Source organism: Nocardioides sp. SLBN-35 (assembly GCF_006715725.1).
Lineage (GTDB): Bacteria > Actinomycetota > Actinomycetes > Propionibacteriales > Nocardioidaceae > Nocardioides.
On record NZ_VFNU01000001.1, the window covers coordinates 623683 to 640873 of the forward strand.

The 17191-nt window shown below is 72.7% G+C and carries 18 protein-coding genes; 12 read left to right on the plus strand and 6 right to left on the minus strand.

The window, feature by feature from the left end; genetic code table 11:
- Positions 1-172 precede the first annotated feature (172 nt).
- The 7 genes from FBY23_RS03085 to FBY23_RS03115 are packed head-to-tail and all read left to right on the plus strand — an operon-like array spanning position 173 to position 6555.
- On the plus strand, positions 173-1129 hold the full coding sequence (locus FBY23_RS03085) for a substrate-binding domain-containing protein (protein WP_141796804.1): 957 nt from the start codon (positions 173-175) through the stop codon (positions 1127-1129).
- Positions 1126-1887 (plus strand): ATP-binding cassette domain-containing protein, encoded by a 762-nt coding sequence (locus tag FBY23_RS03090; protein WP_222117707.1) that lies wholly within the window; start codon positions 1126-1128, stop codon positions 1885-1887. The genes FBY23_RS03085 and FBY23_RS03090 overlap by 4 nt, the downstream gene beginning before the upstream one ends.
- A 4-nt stretch (positions 1888-1891) precedes the next feature.
- Positions 1892-2893: an ABC transporter permease gene (locus FBY23_RS03095; protein ID WP_141796805.1), complete on the plus strand. Its 1002-nt coding sequence runs from the start codon at positions 1892-1894 to the stop codon at positions 2891-2893.
- Positions 2890-3918, plus strand: coding sequence for a phosphotriesterase (locus tag FBY23_RS03100; protein WP_141796806.1), 1029 nt, complete (start codon positions 2890-2892; stop codon positions 3916-3918). The genes FBY23_RS03095 and FBY23_RS03100 overlap by 4 nt, the downstream gene beginning before the upstream one ends.
- A 14-nt stretch (positions 3919-3932) precedes the next feature.
- Positions 3933-4682: a glutamine amidotransferase gene (locus FBY23_RS03105; protein WP_141796807.1), complete on the plus strand. Its 750-nt coding sequence runs from the start codon at positions 3933-3935 to the stop codon at positions 4680-4682.
- A gap of 2 nt (positions 4683-4684) precedes the next feature.
- Entirely contained in the window at positions 4685-5647 is a 963-nt protein-coding gene (locus FBY23_RS03110) for a nucleoside hydrolase (RefSeq protein ID WP_141796808.1), read from the plus strand.
- Complete coding sequence (locus FBY23_RS03115) at positions 5644-6555, plus strand: ribokinase (protein WP_141796809.1); 912 nt, start codon at positions 5644-5646, stop codon at positions 6553-6555. Before FBY23_RS03110 ends, FBY23_RS03115 begins: the two co-directional genes overlap by 4 nt.
- A gap of 78 nt (positions 6556-6633) precedes the next feature.
- Here the strand turns inward: FBY23_RS03115 and FBY23_RS03120 are convergent, their stop codons facing one another.
- From FBY23_RS03120 to FBY23_RS03140, 5 genes are read right to left on the minus strand one after another with little or no spacing between them, the layout of a single operon-like run.
- Positions 6634-7779, minus strand: a complete 1146-nt coding sequence (locus FBY23_RS03120) for a M20 family metallopeptidase (protein WP_141796810.1) — start codon at positions 7777-7779, stop codon at positions 6634-6636.
- Positions 7780-7801: 22 nt separating this feature from the next.
- On the minus strand, positions 7802-8140 hold the full coding sequence (locus FBY23_RS03125) for a rhodanese-like domain-containing protein (protein ID WP_141796811.1): 339 nt from the start codon (positions 8138-8140) through the stop codon (positions 7802-7804).
- Between the two features lie 32 nt (positions 8141-8172).
- Complete coding sequence (locus tag FBY23_RS03130) at positions 8173-9450, minus strand: DUF1501 domain-containing protein (protein ID WP_222117708.1); 1278 nt, start codon at positions 9448-9450, stop codon at positions 8173-8175.
- A 7-nt stretch (positions 9451-9457) separates the two neighbouring features.
- A complete protein-coding gene (locus tag FBY23_RS03135; protein WP_141796812.1) occupies positions 9458-11227 on the minus strand; it encodes a DUF1800 domain-containing protein in 1770 nt (589 codons plus the stop codon).
- A 26-nt stretch (positions 11228-11253) separates the two neighbouring features.
- A complete protein-coding gene (locus FBY23_RS03140; RefSeq protein WP_141796813.1) occupies positions 11254-12132 on the minus strand; it encodes an Fpg/Nei family DNA glycosylase in 879 nt (292 codons plus the stop codon).
- Positions 12133-12447: 315 nt separating this feature from the next.
- Between FBY23_RS03140 and FBY23_RS03145 the strand changes: the two genes are divergently transcribed.
- The gene (locus tag FBY23_RS03145; protein WP_141796814.1) at positions 12448-13668 is read left to right on the plus strand and encodes a hypothetical protein; all 1221 of its coding nucleotides are present in this window, start codon (positions 12448-12450) and stop codon (positions 13666-13668) included.
- An 8-nt stretch (positions 13669-13676) separates the two neighbouring features.
- On the opposite strand, the gene FBY23_RS03150 is transcribed toward FBY23_RS03145, so the two are convergent.
- Positions 13677-13880 (minus strand): hypothetical protein, encoded by a 204-nt coding sequence (locus FBY23_RS03150; protein ID WP_141796815.1) that lies wholly within the window; start codon positions 13878-13880, stop codon positions 13677-13679.
- Positions 13881-13976: 96 nt separating this feature from the next.
- Between FBY23_RS03150 and FBY23_RS03155 the strand changes: the two genes are divergently transcribed.
- The 4 genes from FBY23_RS03155 (at position 13977) to FBY23_RS03170 (ending at position 16877) form a co-directional block, all read left to right on the plus strand.
- Positions 13977-15185 (plus strand): ATP-binding protein, encoded by a 1209-nt coding sequence (locus tag FBY23_RS03155; RefSeq protein WP_141796816.1) that lies wholly within the window; start codon positions 13977-13979, stop codon positions 15183-15185.
- A 71-nt stretch (positions 15186-15256) separates the two neighbouring features.
- Positions 15257-15460, plus strand: coding sequence for a bacterioferritin-associated ferredoxin (locus FBY23_RS03160; protein ID WP_141796817.1), 204 nt, complete (start codon positions 15257-15259; stop codon positions 15458-15460).
- A gap of 78 nt (positions 15461-15538) precedes the next feature.
- Entirely contained in the window at positions 15539-16027 is a 489-nt protein-coding gene (gene bfr / locus FBY23_RS03165; protein ID WP_141796818.1) for a bacterioferritin, read from the plus strand.
- 202 nt (positions 16028-16229) lie between these two features.
- The gene (locus FBY23_RS03170; RefSeq protein WP_141796819.1) at positions 16230-16877 is read left to right on the plus strand and encodes an SHOCT domain-containing protein; all 648 of its coding nucleotides are present in this window, start codon (positions 16230-16232) and stop codon (positions 16875-16877) included.
- The last annotated feature ends 314 nt before the right edge of the window (positions 16878-17191 follow it).

A 17191-nucleotide genomic window follows, 5' to 3' on the forward strand; every position in this document is an offset into this window, starting at 1 on the left:
CGGGGTCGAGGTCGGGGACACACCCTCTGATCCTGCCGTCGCGCGGCTGCTCGTGCGAAACCATCGTCTCAATCCGTGGAAATCGATTACCGACCTCTGGACGTGGTCCGGGTCACTTCCTACGCTCGACGGAAACGGTCTCGGAAATCGATTACCCAAGGAGTGTGCGCGCATGGCCAGGATGAATCGGACCATCGTCGCGGCGACCGGCGCCGCGGCCCTGGTGCTCGCCGGATGCAGCACCGGCAACGGCGGCGACGACAAGGCCGGGTCCGGCGGGTCGGGCAGCGGCGAGTGCGTCATCGGCATGACCCAGATCAACCAGACCGCCGCCTTCTTCACCCAGATGAACGAGGGCGCCGAGGAGGCGGCGAAGAAGGCCGGCTGCGAGCTCACCATCGCCAACGCCAACAACGACCCGGCCAAGCAGAACTCCGACATCGAGAACTTCGTGACCCAGCAGGTGACCGGCCTGATCGTCGTCGCCATCGACGTCAACGGCGTGCTGCCGGCCGTGAAGGCCGCGAAGCAGGCGGGTGTCCGGGTGGTCGCCATCGACGCCGAGCTCGAGAAGGGCGCCGCGGACACCTTCGTGGGCGTCGACAACGACGCGGCCGGCGCCGAGGCCGGCACCTGGGTCGTCGACAACGGCCTGGCCAAGGGCAAGTACGGCGTCGTCGACGCTCGCAACTCCTTCATCCAGAACCAGCGGGAGGACAGCTTCCGCAAGGTCATCGACGCCGCCGGCGCCACGCACGCGCAGAGCGTCAACGGCGACAACGTCCAGGAGAAGGCCGCCACGGCGGCGCAGAACCTGGTGACCGCGGAGCCCGACCTGGACTTCGTCTACACCACCGGTGAGCCGGCGACGGTGGGCGCCGTCGCCGCCCTCGACCCGGCCGGCACGACGAAGATCATCGGCTGGGACCTCACGGCCGAGGTGATCGCCGGCATCGACTCCGGCCTGGTCACCGCCGTGGTCCAGCAGGACCCGCGCCAGGAGGGCGTCGAGGCCGTCGATGAGCTGAAGGCCGTCATCGGAGGTGCGGAGCCGAAGGGCTTCATCGACGTCCCGATCACCATCGTGACCAAGGACAACGTCGACGACTTCCGGTCCATCTTCGAATGACCGCGGAGCTGGACGGGGGCACGGCGGGTGCCGTGCCCCGCGTGGAGATGCAGGGCATCACCAAGAGCTACGGAGCGCTCAAGGTGCTGCGCGGGGTCGACCTGAGGGTCGGGCGTGGCGAGGTCGTGGGCCTCGTCGGCGACAACGGCGCGGGCAAGTCGACCCTGATGAAGATGCTGGCCGGCGCCGTCGTGCCCGACAAGGGCAGGATCCTCGTCGACGGCGAGGAGCTGACCGGCACCGGACCCCGGGCGGCGCGGGCGCACGGCATCGAGATGGTCTACCAGGACCTCGCCCTGTGCAACGACGTCGACGTCGCCGGCAACCTGTTCCTCGGCCGCGAGCCCTACCATCGGCTCACCCGCAGGCTCGACCACGAGCGGATGCACCGCGAGGCGGCCGAGGACCTGGCCAAGCTGCACATCCGGATCTCCGACACCCGTCAGCTGGTCGCCAACATGTCCGGCGGTCAGCGGCAGGCGATCGCGATCGCCCGTGCCGTCGCGTTCGAGCCCCGGGTGCTCGTCCTCGACGAGCCGACCGCGGCGCTCGCCGCCCGCGAGGTGGAGATGACCCTGCAGCTGATCCGCGACGTCTCGGAGCGTGGGGTCAGCGTCATCCTGATCACCCACCGGCTGCAGGACCTCTTCGAGGTCGCCGACCGGTTCGTCGTCCTGCACGAGGGCGTCAACCACCGGGAGCTCGACCCGGCCGAGACCGACCTGACCGGACTGGTCACCGCGATGATGGGGAAGTAGAGCGATGAGTGCCACCACCACGTCCGTCCCGGACCGCGACGCCCGGCGCGACAGCCGCCGCGACTTCGTCGCCAAGAACTTCGGCGTCATCTCGATCAGCGTCGTCTTCGTCGTGCTGTTCGCCTACTTCAGCCTGGCCTCCGACGCCTTCCTCACCACCACGAACCTGGTCAACGTGCTGCGCCAGGTCGCGCCGACCGTGATCGTCGCGGTGGGCATGACCTTCGTTATCACCACCGGCCAGATCGACCTGTCGGTGGGCTCGATCGTCGGTCTCTCGGCGGCCGCCCTCGGCCTGTTCGCCGAGAGCGGCAACCCCGTCGTCGCGCTGGTCGGCACGCTCGCGATCGCGTTGGCGATCGGGTTGGCCAGCGGGATGATCACGGCGTTCGGCAAGGTGCAGTCGTTCATCGTGACGCTCGCCGCGTTGACGGCGGTCCGCGGGGTCGCGCTGCTGATCACCGACGGCTACAGCACCCCGATCACCTCCGACTTCCTGCTCCCGCTGGGCCAGGGCTCGCTGGCCGGCATCTACACGCCGACCTGGATCGCGGTGATCGCGGTCATCGCGGGGTGGTACGTCTTCAACCACACCCGCTTCGGGCGCTACGTCACGGCGGTCGGCTCCAACGACGAGTCGCTGCGCCGGGCGGGCGTCGACATCCGGCGGATCCAGGTCACGGTGCTCGGACTCACCGGCGTCCTCGCCGGCCTGGCCGGCGTGATCACCGCGGCGCGGCTGGGCAGTGGGTCGTCGAACTCCGGCACCGCCTTCGAACTCGAGGTGATCACGGCGGTCGTGCTCGGTGGCACCAGCCTGATGGGTGGGCGCGGCTCGATCATCGGCTCGGCCGTCGGCGCCCTGACCCTGGGCATCATCAACAACGGCCTGGTGCTGTCCAAGGTCGACGTCTACTGGGTGCCGATCACCCAGGGACTGATCCTGATCGTCGCGATCTTCCTCAACAGCAAGCTCTTCGGCAGGATCGTCGGGACTCGCGGATGAGCGAGGTGATGACCGTCCGTGGCCCGGTGCCGGTCACGGAGCTGGGGGTCGTGCTCACCCACGAGCACCTGCTCAACGACGTGTCCTCGTGGTGGCAGCGCTCGACGCTCCCGGGCATCGACCCCGACGCGTACGCCGACGCGCCCGTCACCGAGGACCTCGGCTGGGAGCTGCGGCAGGACCCGTTCGGCAACCGCGACAACTGCCGGCTCGACGACGTGGAGGTCTGCGTCGCGGAGGTGGCGCGATTCGCCGCCCTCGGGGGCGGGACGATCCTCGACGCCACGGGCCTCGGTCTCGGCCGTGACCTCGCGCGACTGCGGGAGGTGAGCGAGCGCACCGGCGTGCACGTGGTCGCCGGCACCGGCTACTACCTCGACGCCGCCCAACCGGCGGACGTGCACGGCCTTGCGCCGGAGGCCATCGCCGAGCGGATCCTGGCCGACCTCGAGGAGGGCGAGGACGGCATCCGTCCCGGCTTCATCGGGGAGATCGGCGTCGGGGCCGACTTCACGCCGGCCGAGCAGGCCAGCCTGCGGGGCGCGTTCCTGGCGCAGCGGGCCTCGGGCCTGCCGGTCCAGGTGCACCTGCCCGGCTGGTTCCGGCGCGGTCGCGACGTGCTCGACCTCGCCGACGAGCTCCAGGTCGATCCTGCCCGCGTGGTGCTGTGCCACATGGGCCCCTCCGGTGACGACCTCGACTACCAGGTCGAGCTGCTCCGGCGGGGCGCGTGGGTGCAGTACGACATGGTCGGCATGGAGGTGTTCTACGCCGACCAGGGCGTGCAGTGCCCGTCCGACGAGCAGAACGCCGCCTGGATCGCGCGGCTGGTCGACCTCGGCCACGGCGAGCGGCTGCTCCTCAGCCAGGACGTCTTCCTCAAGTCGCTCCTGCGGTGCCACGGCGGCCCCGGCTACGCCCACATCCCCCAGTTCTTCGTGCCCCGCCTACGCCGGCACGGCCTGACCGAAACCGACATCGAGACGCTGCTGGTCGACAACCCGCGGCGCCTCCTCACCCGATAGGGAGGACACCCACCATGACCCGTGTACTGCTCGCAGGCGAGAGCTGGATCTCGACCGCCACTCACGTGAAGGGCTTCGACGAGTTCACCAGCACGACCTTCCACACCGGGGCGGACGCGTTCATCGAGGCGGCCGCCCAGCAGGGCATCACGATCGAGCAGATGTACGCCCACGACGTGCCGAACCGGTTCCCGCGCGACGTCGCCGGGCTCTCGGCGTACGACGTCGTCATCCTCTCCGACATCGGCTACAACTCCTTCGTGCTCCCGCCCGAGACCTGGCTGGAGGGCAAGCGCAGCGGCAACCCGCTGCACGCGCTGGTCGAGTGGACCCGCCAGGGGGGCGGGCTGATGATGGCCGGCGGCTACCTCAGCTTCCAGGGCTTCCAGGCACGGGCGAACTTCGCGCGCAGCCCGCTGGCCGACGTCCTGCCGGTAACCATGCGGGAGTCCGACGACCGGGTCGAGGCGCCGGAGGGGGCCGCCGTCGAGCTGGTCGCGACCGGCCACCCGCTCGCCGCGTCCTGGGCGCCGGGCGCTCCCGAGCTGTTGGGCTACAACCACGTCCTCGCCAAGGAGGACGCCGAGGTCGTCGCGACCGTCGGTGGCGACGTCCTGGTCGCGACGGCGAGCGTGGGCGAGGGCCGCTCGCTGGTCTGGACCTCCGACATCGGCCCGCACTGGTGCCCCGAGGAGTTCCTGGCCTGGGACGGCTTCCCCGCCGTGGTCGGCGGCATGATCACCTGGCTGGCGGGCGGCGCCTGAGCATGGCCCCGGACCAGCCCCGCCCGGTGTCGATCCTGCTCGACTGCGACCCCGGCCACGACGACGCCGTCGCGATCCTGCTGGCGCTCGGCTCGCCCCAGGTGCGCCTGCTCGGCATCTCGACCTGCTTCGGCAACTGTGCCGTGGAGGACGCCACCCGCAACGCGCAACGGGTCCTCGCTCTCGCCGGTCGGGCCGACGTACCCGTGGCCGTCGGGGCGGCCGGCCCGCTGGTCGGCGACGTCGCCCTCGGGAACTACGTCCACGGCGTGAGCGGCCTCGACGGCCCGCCGCTGCCGGAGCCCGCCGCGGACCCGGTCGCCGAGGACGCCGTGGCCTTCCTGCGCCACCGGCTGCTTGAGGCCGCGGAGCCGGTGACCCTCGTGGTGACCGGGCCGATGACCAACGCGGGCCGGCTGCTGCGCGATCACCCCGAGGTGGCCGACCGGATCGCCGAGGTGGTCTTCATGGGCGGCAGCACCGAGCGCGGCAACCACACGCCGACCGCGGAGTTCAACACCTACGCCGACCCGGAGGCACTCGACGTCGTGCTGCGCTCGGGCGTGCAGGTGCGGATGGTCGGGCTCAACCTCACCCACCAGGCGCTCGCCACCCCGGAGGTGGTGGAGCGGATGCGCGCGATCCCGACCGGGATCGGCCGCACCTGCGCGGCCTGGATGGGCTTCTTCGGCGACTCCTACCACCGGCTGTGGGAGTTCGACTCCCCGCCGGTCCACGACCCCTGCACCATCGCCGCCCTCGTCGATCCCGAGGTGATCGAGTGGCGGGAGGCCTTCGTCGCGGTCGAGCTGGACGGCACCTGGACGAGGGGCACGACGGTCGTCGACCTGCACCGCCGCTACCCCGACCAGCCCGTCAACGCCCAGGTGGCGGTCCGGCTCGACGCCGACCGCTACTGGGACCTGGTGATCGACGCGCTGCACCGGCTCGGGGACGCGCCATGAGCGGCGGCCCGCTCGTCTGCGTGGTCGGCTCGCTCAACGAGGACACGACCCTGCGCGTGCCGAGCCTGCCCCGGCCCGGAGAGACGGTGCTCGCCACCGGATCGTTCCGTGCTCCCGGCGGCAAGGGCGCGAACCAGGCCGCGGCGGCCGCGGTGCTCGGCCGCAGCCGAGGGACGTCGGTCGCGATGGTCGGCGCGGTCGGCGGCGACGACGCCGGCGAGCGCTCGGTCGCCGCGCTGGCTGCCTGCGGTGTCGACGTCGCGAGCGTACGACGGCTCGGCACCGTCGCCACGGGCACGGCCGTGGTCGTGGTCGACGACGCCGGAGAGAACCACATCGTCGTCGACCCGGGCGCCAACGGCGCCCTCTCCGCCGAGGAGGTCGAGAAGGCCGTCGGCGACCTGCGGCCGGCAGTGGTTCTCGCCCAGCTCGAGGTCGCCACGGCCTGCATCGAGGCGGCCGCCCGCGCGGTACCCGAGGCGCGGGTGATCCTCAACCCCGCCCCGATGCCCGCCGACCCGGCCGCCGTACGAGTGCTCCTCGACCGCGTCGACGTCCTCGTGCCCAACCAGGCCGAGCTCGGCCGGCTGGCCGGTCGCCCCACCCCGCGCACGCCGGAGGAGGTGGCCTCGTGTGTGGCCACCCTGGCCTTCGCGGGCGACGTCGTGGTGACGATGGGCGCCCACGGCGCCTACGTCGCACCCCGCGACGCGGCCGCGCGCCACGTCCCCGCGCAGCCGGTCGACGCGGTCGACACGAGTGGTGCCGGCGACGTCTTCACCGGCTGCCTCGCCGTCGCCCTCGCGGGCGGCGCCGACCTCGTCGAGGCCGTCGCCGAGGCCAACCGGGCCGCGGGCCGCAGCACCGAGCTCGCCGGCGCGCGAGTGCCGGTCGACTTCGCCGGCTGAGCTCGCGCGCCCTTGTAACTACGTGTTATGTCCACTACCCGGGTGTTGTTGCACCGCTTTTCGTGCTGTAACACTTAGTTACAAGCCGTCGGCCGCCAGCAGGTGGAGGCCGGCGCCGAGCGCCAGCACGCCCTCGTCGAACATCGCGTCGGCCGCGTGGTTGAACGCGTCGTGGCCCGGGACCTGCGCGCCGAGGTAGACCATCGAGCCCGGCCACCGCTCGAGGAAGTAGGCGTAGTCCTCGATCACCATCGAGGGGGCGGCCATCGGCCGCGCCTCGACCGGCGCGTGCTGGAGCGCGGCGACCAGCCGGTCGTCGTACGTCGGGTCGTTGACCACCGGTGGGTAGCCCTCGACGATCTCGACGGACACGGCGAGGCCGGCGTCCTCGGCCGCCCGCTCGGCGAGGTCGCGGAGCACCGAGACCAGGGCCGCGCGCCGTTCCCTGCTCAGCGTGCGCAGCGTCCCGCGCAGGCTTCCCTCGGCGGGGATGACGTTGACGGTGTTGCCCATCAGGCTCTCGGTGACCGTGGCGACGAGGTGCTCGTCCGTCGCGAGCTCCGCGACGGCCCGGCGCAGGCCGTGGACGACGTCGGCCCCGGCGACGATCGGGTTGCCGGCGAGGTGGGGCTGGCTCGCATGCGCGCCCGGCCCCGTGAACGTGATGCGGAACCAGTCGCCGGCAGCCATGAACACGCCGGGGCGGTGGAAGACCGTGCCGGCAGGCCAGGTCGCGTGCACGTGGATCGCGAAGGTCTCGGCGTCGTCGAGGCGGAGGTGGGCGTGCCGCGCGAGGGTGGGCACCGCGCCGCGGTCGCTCTCCTCGCCCGGCTGGAAGACGAGCACGGTGTCGCGCCGGGGCGCCTCCTCGACCAGGCAGCGGGCGGCGCCGAGCAGCATCGCCATGTGCAGGTCGTGCCCGCACGCGTGCATCGCGCCGTCACGGCGGGACGCGAAAGGCAGGCCGGTCTCCTCGTGGACCGGCAGCGCGTCCATGTCGGCCCGCAGGACCACCGTCCGGCCGCCCTCGCGGCCGCGCACCACGGCGGTGACCCCGGCCGCCTCGTGCACCTCCGGGCTCAGCCCCAGCTCGGCCAGGGCCGCGGCGACGTACGCGTGGGTGTCGGGGAGGGCGAGGCCGACCTCGGGCTCCTCGTGGAGTCGGCGGCGGTGGCCGAGGATCCAGTCGGCGTGCCCGGCGGCCTGCTGCCAGCGATCGATCACGTGACCACGGCTCCCGCCGGCGTCAGACGACGTACGGCGGCTCGTCGCCGTCGGCTGCCATCGGCCGCCCGGCCCGCTCCCAGCCGAGCATGCCGTCGACGAGGTTCACCACGTCGTACCCCTGCTGCGCGAGGTAGGCCACGGCGCGGGCCGAGCGGCCGCCGCCCTTGCAGACCACGAGCGTCTGCGGTGCCTCGAGCTCGACGAACTCGCCGAGCCGGGCGGGCAGCTCCATGAGCGGGATGTGCACAGCGCCGTCGATGTGGCCGGCGGCCCACTCGTCGTCCTCGCGGACGTCGAGCACCACCAGGCCCTCGGGCAGCGGGTCCGGGACGGCGTCGATCTCGATCTGGGGGATCATGCCTCCACCTTAGAGACCGCGCGGCGCGCGGATCAGGGTGCCCGCATGACGCCGACGCTCTCCGGCTGGAAGCCGGGGAAGACCTGCGCCGACGAGGCGCCCAGCCGGCCGACGACCACCTCGGACAGCACGCTGCGGTAGTCGGTGGTGACCAGCAGATCGCCGTCGACGTCGTTGACCAGGCCCGGCCACCGGCCGTGGTAGCCGCCCGCGACCCCGGCGCCGAGCAGGAGCATCACGTTCCCGTAGCCGTGGTCGAGGCCGTAGTTCGCGTTCTCCTTGGTACGACGCCCGAACTCCGAGAGCGTCACGACGGTCACCTTCGACGCCAGCGGCCCGAGGTCGGTGAGGAACGCCGCGAGCGCGGCCGCCAGCTCCTTGGTCATCCGCTGCATCTGGCCCCAGTCCAAGGTGCCCAGGTCGACGTGGTGGTCCCAGCTCCCGGTGTCGATGGTGATCACCTCGGCCCCGACGTCGCCCCGGATGGTGCGGGCCGCCGACGCCAGGCTCTCGCCGAGGTCGCCGTCGGGGTAGACCGCGCCGTTGGCCGGCGCCGCCGAGGACGTGCGGACCGGCGCGAAGTCGGCGATCGCCTTCATGGCCGACCGGGCCCCGACGCCGAGCGGGCCGTCCGCGTCGGCCCACATGGTGCTCATCGACTGCGGGCGCCGGCCGTGGGTGTCCCAGCGGTCCGCGCCGGCCAGCACCATCGACTCGACCCGGTCGACGGCCACCGCGGGCTCGGGCCCCAGCAGTGACGCGGGCACCACGGAGTCGCCGAACTGCACGGCCTGCAGCGGGCTGTCCTCGGTGTCCCGGCCGATCAGCCGGTTCAGCCAGCCGACCCGCTCCGACGAGCCCGGGTCGGCGTCCTCGACGGCCTCGATGGCCGCGAAGTGCGAACGGTTCGGCGCCGGGAGCCCGGTCGCGTGCACGGCGGCCATGGAGCCGGCGTTCCACCACGGCAGCAGCGGCGCGAGGTCGGGGTGCAGGCCGAAGAACGCGTCCTTGGCGAGCAGCTTGCTGGACGGTACGGCGATCCGCGGGCGCGCCGCGTAGTAGACCGGGTCCGCGTGCGGGACCACCAGGCTCATCCCGTCGACCGCGCCGCGCATCGAGAGCACGACCAGCACGGCAGGGGCGCTCGGCGCCGCGGCGTACGACGTCGACATGAACGCCCCGCCGATCGTGGCCGTGGTCGTCACCGCCGCGGTCGTACCGGCCAGGCCGCGGAACAGGCCACGCCTGGTCAACCCACCGCTCAGTCCGCCGTTCATGGCGGCGAACTCGTCGCAGCACGAGGAAGTCATCGGCACCTCACCGGGTCATGTGCAGGGGCGAGTCGAGCAGGACGGTGATCAGGCGCGGCATCTCCCACGCCACGATCCGGTGCTGCGGCGTGATCACGTCGGCCGGCGCGCAGCCGGCCGCCTCGCACGCCGCCTGCAGCATGGTCGGCGCGACCGGCTGGCCGAGCATGGTGCGGCACAGGTGGTCGACCAGCTCGTCGAAGCGGATGCTCGCGACCGGGGTGGTCGGCGGCTGCGGCTGGTCGGGCGGATCGGGCACGACGGGGTCCGGCGGAGGCGGGCTGACCGGCGGCGGGGCCGGGGGCTTCCGCTTCTTCTTCTTTTTCTTCTTGTCCTTCTTCGGGCGGCCGACGACGAGCGGGTCCTCGTCGGCGGCGGGTGCCGCCGGGGCGCCGGCGGCAGCGGCGGGAGCGGCGGGCAGCCAGTCGATCGGCGCGCGATAGCGGGCGCCGTCCACGGGCCACCAGCCGCCGCTCATCGTGTAGTGGATGTCGAGCGAGGCCAGGAAGCGCGACGTCGAGGACCAGGCCTGGGCCGTGTCGGGCCGCCCGTCGGGCCGCGGCCAGTTGAACGGCTTGGCGCCGATCCGCTGGGCCTGCCAGATCAATGTGTTGGCCGCCGACTCGTCGGCGAGACCGGTCGGTGGACCGGTGAGCTCGACGCCGAGCGCGCGGTAGGTCGCGACCACGTCCTCGGGCGGGGTGCGGACCTTGGTGTCGGCGCCCGCGCGGAACTCCGCGGAGCCGACCAGGGCCAGCAGCACGGGCGTGATGTCGGTGTCGTGGTCGAGGTAGACCGCGGCCAGCTCGTCGACGAGCGCGGCGGAGGGCGCGTCGGAGACGAACCGGACGGCGAGCTTGCGGGCGATCCGGCGGGCGGTCGCGGGGTGCCGGGCGAGATAGCGCAGGTACGCCGACAGGGCCGCGCGTCCGTCCGGGTTGCTGTTGGGGTGGCTGAAACCCATCACCTGCACCGGGCCGGTCCAGTGCGCGTTCGGGTCGTAGGACGTGGCCCAGGTCGTCCAGATGCCCACCTTGAACCCGGTCAGCAGCCGTGCGGAGTTCTTGACGTCGGTCTCGGTGTACTGCCCGACGCCGACGGTGTGCAGCTCGAGCAGCTCCCGCCCGAGGTTCTCGTTGGGAGCGGACCTGGTCGAGTTCGCGTTGCCCAGGTAGACGCTCATCGCCGGGTGGGTGATGGCCGCCTCGAGCAGGTCGGAGAACCTGCCGAGCGCGTGCCTGCGGACCTCCTTGCCGTACGCCGTGCGGAACGGCCCGACCGCACCCTGCGCCGGGACGTGGAGGTGGTGCTCCCACAGCTCGGCCATCGTCTCCAGCACCTGGCGTTGCGAGCCGAGGCGCCGGACCATCGCCCAGCTCTGGTAGTTGGCGTCGGCCCACCACAGTGACTCGACGTCGCTGCGGTCGCGCTGCCACACGGTCGCGTCGTCGGCGTTGATCGAGAGCCACCAGTGCGCGGTCGCGTCGTACCACGCGTCGTCGTACGAGCCGTCGAGCTGGCGCGCGAACCAGGCGTCGAAGCCGCCCGCCGCCTCGACCTGGGCCCGGAGCGCGGGCGTGTAGCCGGCCGTGAACCGGCGGATGCCGTGCCAGGTGGGTGCGTCGGGGACCGCGGTGGCCGGGTAGCCGCGCACGTCCGGGGCGGCCAGGGCGACGCCGGGCCGGGCCAGCACCGCGCCCAGGCCGGCGGCGGCGCCGGTGAGCACCGCGCGGCGTGCGGCGCGGGCAGGAGTCGGCGAAGGCGGCCTGCGGCCCATGGGTCCCCGATCGGCCGTCGTGGGCGCTACTTGAGGAGCTTGCTCATCCGACGGTCGGCCAGCGGCTTGCCGCCGGTCTGGCAGGTCGGGCAGTACTGCAGGCTCGAGTCGGCGAAGGACACCTCGCGCACGATGTCCCCGCACACCGGGCACGGCTTGCCGGTCTGCCCGTGCACCGCGAGGTTGGACTTCTTCTCGGCCTTGAGCTCGCTGGCCGCGAGCCCGCGGGAGCGCTCGACCGCGTCGCCGAGGGTGTCACGGACGGCGGCGTACAACGTGGCGAGCTCGTCCTCCGACAGGCTGTCGGCCGGCTTGAACGGCGACATCCGCGCGGCGTGCAGGATCTCGTCGGAGTAGGCGTTGCCGATGCCGGCGATGGTGCCCTGGTGGCGCAGCACGCCCTTGAGCTGCTTGCGCCCGGCGTCGGCGAGGATCGCGGCGAGGCGCTCGGAGGTGAAGTCGTCGGTCAGCGGGTCGGGGCCGAGGCTGGCGATGCCGGGGACGTCGAGCGGGTCGCGCACGAGGTAGAGCGCCAGTGACTTCTTGGTGCCGGCCTCGGTGATGTCGAGGCCGGGCGTGAGGCCGTCGCGCTCGTCGAGCACGATCCGCGCCGCCAGCGTGGACTTGGTGCTCGGGCGCGGCGGCAGCGCCGGGACCTCGTCCTTCCAACGTACCCAGCCGGCCCGGGCCAGGTGGAGCACGAGGTGCAGGCCGCTGGCCTCGATGTCGAGGAACTTCCCGTGGCGTCGTACGTCGTCGACCAGGGTGCCCTCGATCGCCGACAACGGCGGGTCGTAGGTCTTCAGCGCGCTGAACGCGGCGATGTGGACGCGGGTGATGGCGCGCCCGTCCAGCCGGCCCCGCAGGTCGAGGGCCAGGGCTTCCACCTCGGGCAGCTCGGGCACGCGCCCAGCCTAGATGAGTAACTCCAAGGGCTCGCACGCTCCGCGACGCTCACCACGCGCGCTGGCGGCGTTGCAGACGCTCGACGTGCGCCCAGCATGCCTTCGCGGCTGCGCCTTGCCAGCGCACGCGTTGAGCGCCGCTCGCTTGCACGATCCCTTGGAGTTACTCATCTAGGACCTTCCTCCGACCTGACCAGGGAGCCGGGACTTCGTCCTGTTTCCGGTGTCCTCCCATGACCCGGTCCGGAGCCCGGCGTTGGTCGGTCATCGGCGCCGCTCGGGAGCCCCACACCCCCATTCCAGAAGGGCCCTCCCATGCACAGCAGGCACCTCACCCTTGGCACGCTTGCCCTCGTGGCGGTCATCGGCGCCGGATCGGGGCTGCTCCCGGCCGCCGCCGCGACCCCCGGCTCCCCGATGACCCCCGCCGACCAGCGCGGCTGCGGCCAGCCGGAGATCCCGGCCCAGTGGGGCTCCATCGAGCACCCGGCGGTCGTGCACACCGTCCCCGCGGTCACCGCCACCGCCTGGCGCTGGCAGCGCACGACGGCGACGACCGAGCGGGAGTTCACCCGGGAGACCGTCGCCGCCCTGGTGCTCGTGCACTGGACCCGCACCACCGACGTCGTCGAGCGCGAGTACTCGTGGACGGTGGTGGACCGGGCCGCCCGGCCGGGGACCCCGGAAGTGGGCCACACCGAGACCCGGGTGCTGAGGCCCGCGGTGACCCGGACCGAGTGGGAGTACGTCCAGCAGCAGAACGGCACCACCCGCTGGGAGCCCGAGGGCTGGAACGCCGGTGACAACGGCAAGGGGTGGACGCCGACCGGCCGCACCCGCGACGTCGAGGTGACCCCCGCCGTCACCGAGGACGTCTGGGTCGTCGACCGCGCCGCCGTACCCGCCGAGCCCGAGCAGTCCCACGTCGAGACCGCCTGGGTCGGAGACGGTACGGCGCCGCCCGCCGGCTCGACCTCCACCGGCCGCACCCGGGTCGCCTCGTCGAGCACCGAGGAGCAGGACCTGCCCGTCGGCGAGCGGCCCGCCGGCGCCGGCTGGGTCGAGGGCGCCACCTCCGAGATCTCGGCCGCCGAGGAGGAGCGGGTCTGGTTGGCCGACGGCACCGCACCCGACCCCGGCTTCACCGCCACCGGCGCCACCCGGCCCGGTACGCCGGTCGTGGAGACCACGCCCACCGCCACCGTGCTGCCGCCGGCGGGTGCCGGCTGGACCGAGCTGCCCGGGTCCGACGTCGACGTCGTCGTCATGGCGGCGCACGACGTCGTCGACCGGCCCGCCTGGGTGGAGGACTTCATCGCGGTCCCGGCCCAGCCCGCCACGCCGGCCTGCGTGCTGCCGATCGAGGAGGGTGTCGACCCCGCGCTCCTCGTACCGGCGCAGCCTGCGCAGCCGGCGGGTGTGCTCGCCGAGACCGAGGTGCAGCCGGTGATCGAGACGGTCGTCGTACCCGACGGCGCGGTCGCGCCCGCCACGGCGAGCGCTCCGTCCGGCGCGCTGCCCTCGACCGGCGCCTGACCTAGCGCTCACCCGGCCAGCAGCACGCTGAGGGCGAGCAAGCAGACCAGGCCGACCAGCCCGATGCCGAGGACGACCGTCGCGACCAGCCGCATCCCCGGCGTGTGGTCGACCGAGCCGGACCGGTAGGCCAGCGCGCGGACCAGGCCCGGGGGCAGCGTGCCGACCGTGACGATCAGCGCCACCGACCACGCGAAGTGCACCGCGTCCATGCCCGCACGGTGCCCTCGACGACCTGCCGCACACCGACGATCCGACACGCTAGCGATGTCTAAGGCGATCGCTAGACACCCCGATAGCGTCGGATCATGGACCCGATCCGCAACCCGTACGCCCCCGGCGCCGGGCAGCGCCCACCCGAGCTCGCCGGTCGCAACGAGCAGCTGACGGCCTTCGACGTCGTCCTCGAGCGGGTCGCGCGCGGGCGCCCGGAGCGCTCCCTGGTGCTGACCGGCCTGCGCGGCGTCGGCAAGACGGTGCTGCTCAACGCGCTGCGCTCGGCGGCGGTCCGCAAGGGCTGGGGGACCGGCAAGCTCGAGGCGCGGCCCGACCAGTCGCTGCGCCGGCCGCTGTCCTCGGCGCTGCACCAGGCCGTCCGCGAGCTCGGGCACCCGGAGCCGGCGGAGGCCGACCACGTCCTCGGCGTGATCAGGTCCTTCGCCCAGCGCGACGCCGGCCCCGACGCCAAGCTGCGCGACAAGTGGTCGCCCGGCATCGACGCCCCGGTGGTCCGCGGCCGGGCCGACTCGGGCGACGTGGAGATCGACCTGGTCGAGCTCCTCACCGACGTGGGCGGGCTGGCGGCCGACGTCGGCAAGGGCGTGGCCGTGTTCATCGACGAGATGCAGGACCTCGGCGCCGACGACGTGTCCGCCCTCTGCGCCGCCTGCCACGAGCTCAGCCAGAACGGCCTGCCCGTGATCGTCGTCGGCGCCGGGCTGCCCCACCTGCCCGCCGTGCTCTCGGCCAGCAAGTCCTACTCCGAGCGGCTCTTCTCCTACCAGCGCATCGACCGGCTCTCCCGCGACGCCGCCGACCGCGCCCTCGTCGCGCCCGCCGCCGAGGAGGAGGCCGAGTTCACGCCCGAGGCGCTCGCCGCGATGTACGACGCCACCCGCGGCTACCCCTATTTCATCCAGGCCTACGGCCGCTCCGTGTGGGACCTCGCCCCGCGCACCCCGATCACCGCCGAGGACGTCGCCGTCGCGGGCCCCGAGGCCGAGACGGAGCTGGCCGTCGGCTTCTTCGGGTCCCGCTACGAGCGGGCCACCCCGGCCGAGCGCGACTACCTGCGGGCAATGGCCGACGCCGCGGTCGCCGACGCCGCCGACGGCGTCGAGGACCCGGTCGGATCGGTCGCTACCGCCGACGTCGCCACGGTGCTCGGCAAGAAGCCGCAGTCGCTCTCGCCGGCGCGGGACTCGCTGCTCAAGAAGGGACTGATCTACTCCGGCGAGCGGGGGCGGATCGCGTTCACGGTGCCGCACTTCGGGCGCTACCTGCGCACGCAGGCCTGAGGCGGTCGCCGGTCCCGCCGGGTGAGACGCCGGCTCCCCGATCTGACTTAGGTACGGCTAACCTTTGCATCATGATCGTCTGCCAGTGCCGCGTCGTCACGGACCGTGACGTCGACGCTGCCCTGGCCGAGGGGGCACGGACCGTGGGCGCGGTGTGCCGCTCGACCGGCGCAGCCCAGGACTGCGGGTCCTGCATCTTCTCGATCAAGGCGCTCGTGCAGCAGCACCACGAGCAGGAGTGCGCCCACCTGCGCGCCGACGGGGCCGCGAGCTGAGCGCTCGGTGAGCCTGGCCTCACCCGGGGGTGGTGTGCCAGCATCGGCGGCAAGGGTCCCCACCGCCGGAGGTACGCCGTGCAGCCAGTCGATCCCCGAGTCGTCGAGCTCCTCAATGAAGCGCTCACGTTCGAGCTCACCGTCACCAACACCTACTTCCTGCATGCCCGGATGCTCGACAACTGGGGCCTTCCGAAGCTCGGGAAGGTGTTCTACGACCTCTCCATCGACGAGATGCGGGACGCCGACGACCTGATCAACCGGATCCTCATGTTCGACGGGCACCCCAACGTGCAGCGGCTCAACCCGATCCAGGTCGGCGAGACCGCGGAGGAGATGCTCGATCTCGCACTGGCGAGCGAGCGGGCCGCGGTCGAGCAGTTCAACGCCGGCGCCAGGGAATGCCACGAGCTCGGTGACCACGGCACCGCCGCCGTCTTCGAGGACATGGTCCGCGACGAGGAGAAGCACGCCGACTGGTTCGAGAGCCAGCTCGACGCGATCGCCCGGATCGGTGTCCAGCAGTACCTCGCCCAGCACGTCGCGGCCGGCGAGGGTCCCCAGTAGCGCGCGTCCGCCGGCGGTGCGGACCTAGGGGTTCCGCCAATAGGAGCCGCCTGCTGCGCGCCGCGACACGCGCACGCTGACTGCGTCGGCGTCGCTCGATGGGCGGACGAGCACGACTTCGCTCCACCGCCTTGTCATCGCACGCGTCTCGCGCCGCTCGCGACGACGCCACCTAATGGCGAAACCTCTTACGCTGTCGCCCATGACCGTCGCCCCACGGGACGTGCCGCGGCCGCCCTCCCTGCTCGGCAGCTACCTGCCGCCCGTGCTGTTCCTGCTGGTCTGCGGGGTCGTGGGCCCGATCTTCCTGGTCATGGGCATCGCCATGGGCGACCAGCCCGACGCGGGTTGGCTGCTGCCCATCGGTGTCGGCATCACGGTGCTCGACCTGGTCATCGGCGTCCTGATCGGCCGCGGACGCTACCGCTCCGCGAAGAAGCTCCACCGGCTGCGCACCAACGGCCGCCCCGCCCGCGGCCAGGTGCTGTCCTTCGACTCCACCAACGTCCGGATCAACGACCAGCCGCTGCTCAAGCTGCGCCTGCGCATCCACGGCGACGACGTCGCCCCCTTCGAGGTGGAGAGCCGCACCGTCGTACCCGACCTCCGGATGCCGCTGCTCTACACCGGCGAGCTCCCCGTCCTCGTCGACCCCGAGTCGCGCGAGTGGGAGATCGACTGGGACGCCGCCGAGCCGGTCGCGCCCCTCCGCCCGATCGGCGCCGTCCGGCCGCCGGACCAGAAGACGCCCGCGGAGCGGCTGGCCGAGCTCGACGACCTGCTGAAGCGGGACCTCGTCAGCCGCGAGGAGTACGACGCCACCCGGGCCCGGATCCTCGGCGGGATCTGAGCCTCGATCCGTGGATGGCCACCTACTACGCGTCACCGCAGCGGCGCGCTCGCCGCGTTGCGGACGCTCGATGGGCGGCCCAGCACGACTTCGCGCCCGCGCCTTGCGATCACACCCCTGCGGTGCCGCTCGCTACGGCGCCCATCCACGGATCGAGGCTGAGCGCCGTCTAATCAGTCGCGCCCGCGCCCACCCGTCCCGTAGGCTCGAGCCATCATGCTGATCCTCGCCTGACCCGACTCGCGCCCGCGGCCGTCCCTGCGTCCACCGACCAGTGCCTGACCAGTGCCTGACCAGTGCCCGGCGAGTCCGAC

Bases quoted from the DNA above. Each gene is read 5' to 3' on its own strand.
- FBY23_RS03170 (WP_141796819.1), top strand. From the start codon at position 16,230: ATGACCGTCGCCCCACGGGACGTGCCGCGGCCGCCCTCCCTGCTCGGC.
- FBY23_RS03100 (WP_141796806.1), top strand. From the start codon at position 2,890: ATGAGCGAGGTGATGACCGTCCGTGGCCCGGTGCCGGTCACGGAGCTG.
- FBY23_RS03145 (WP_141796814.1), top strand. From the start codon at position 12,448: ATGCACAGCAGGCACCTCACCCTTGGCACGCTTGCCCTCGTGGCGGTC.
- FBY23_RS03085 (WP_141796804.1), top strand. From the start codon at position 173: ATGGCCAGGATGAATCGGACCATCGTCGCGGCGACCGGCGCCGCGGCC.
- FBY23_RS03110 (WP_141796808.1), top strand. From the start codon at position 4,685: ATGGCCCCGGACCAGCCCCGCCCGGTGTCGATCCTGCTCGACTGCGAC.
- FBY23_RS03125 (WP_141796811.1), bottom strand. From the start codon at position 8,140: ATGATCCCCCAGATCGAGATCGACGCCGTCCCGGACCCGCTGCCCGAG.
- FBY23_RS03130 (WP_222117708.1), bottom strand. From the start codon at position 9,450: ATGACTTCCTCGTGCTGCGACGAGTTCGCCGCCATGAACGGCGGACTG.
- FBY23_RS03095 (WP_141796805.1), top strand. From the start codon at position 1,892: ATGAGTGCCACCACCACGTCCGTCCCGGACCGCGACGCCCGGCGCGAC.
- FBY23_RS03160 (WP_141796817.1), top strand. From the start codon at position 15,257: ATGATCGTCTGCCAGTGCCGCGTCGTCACGGACCGTGACGTCGACGCT.
- FBY23_RS03135 (WP_141796812.1), bottom strand. From the start codon at position 11,227: ATGGGCCGCAGGCCGCCTTCGCCGACTCCTGCCCGCGCCGCACGCCGC.
- FBY23_RS03115 (WP_141796809.1), top strand. From the start codon at position 5,644: ATGAGCGGCGGCCCGCTCGTCTGCGTGGTCGGCTCGCTCAACGAGGAC.
- FBY23_RS03090 (WP_222117707.1), top strand. From the start codon at position 1,126: ATGACCGCGGAGCTGGACGGGGGCACGGCGGGTGCCGTGCCCCGCGTG.
- FBY23_RS03150 (WP_141796815.1), bottom strand. From the start codon at position 13,880: ATGGACGCGGTGCACTTCGCGTGGTCGGTGGCGCTGATCGTCACGGTC.
- FBY23_RS03155 (WP_141796816.1), top strand. From the start codon at position 13,977: ATGGACCCGATCCGCAACCCGTACGCCCCCGGCGCCGGGCAGCGCCCA.
- FBY23_RS03105 (WP_141796807.1), top strand. From the start codon at position 3,933: ATGACCCGTGTACTGCTCGCAGGCGAGAGCTGGATCTCGACCGCCACT.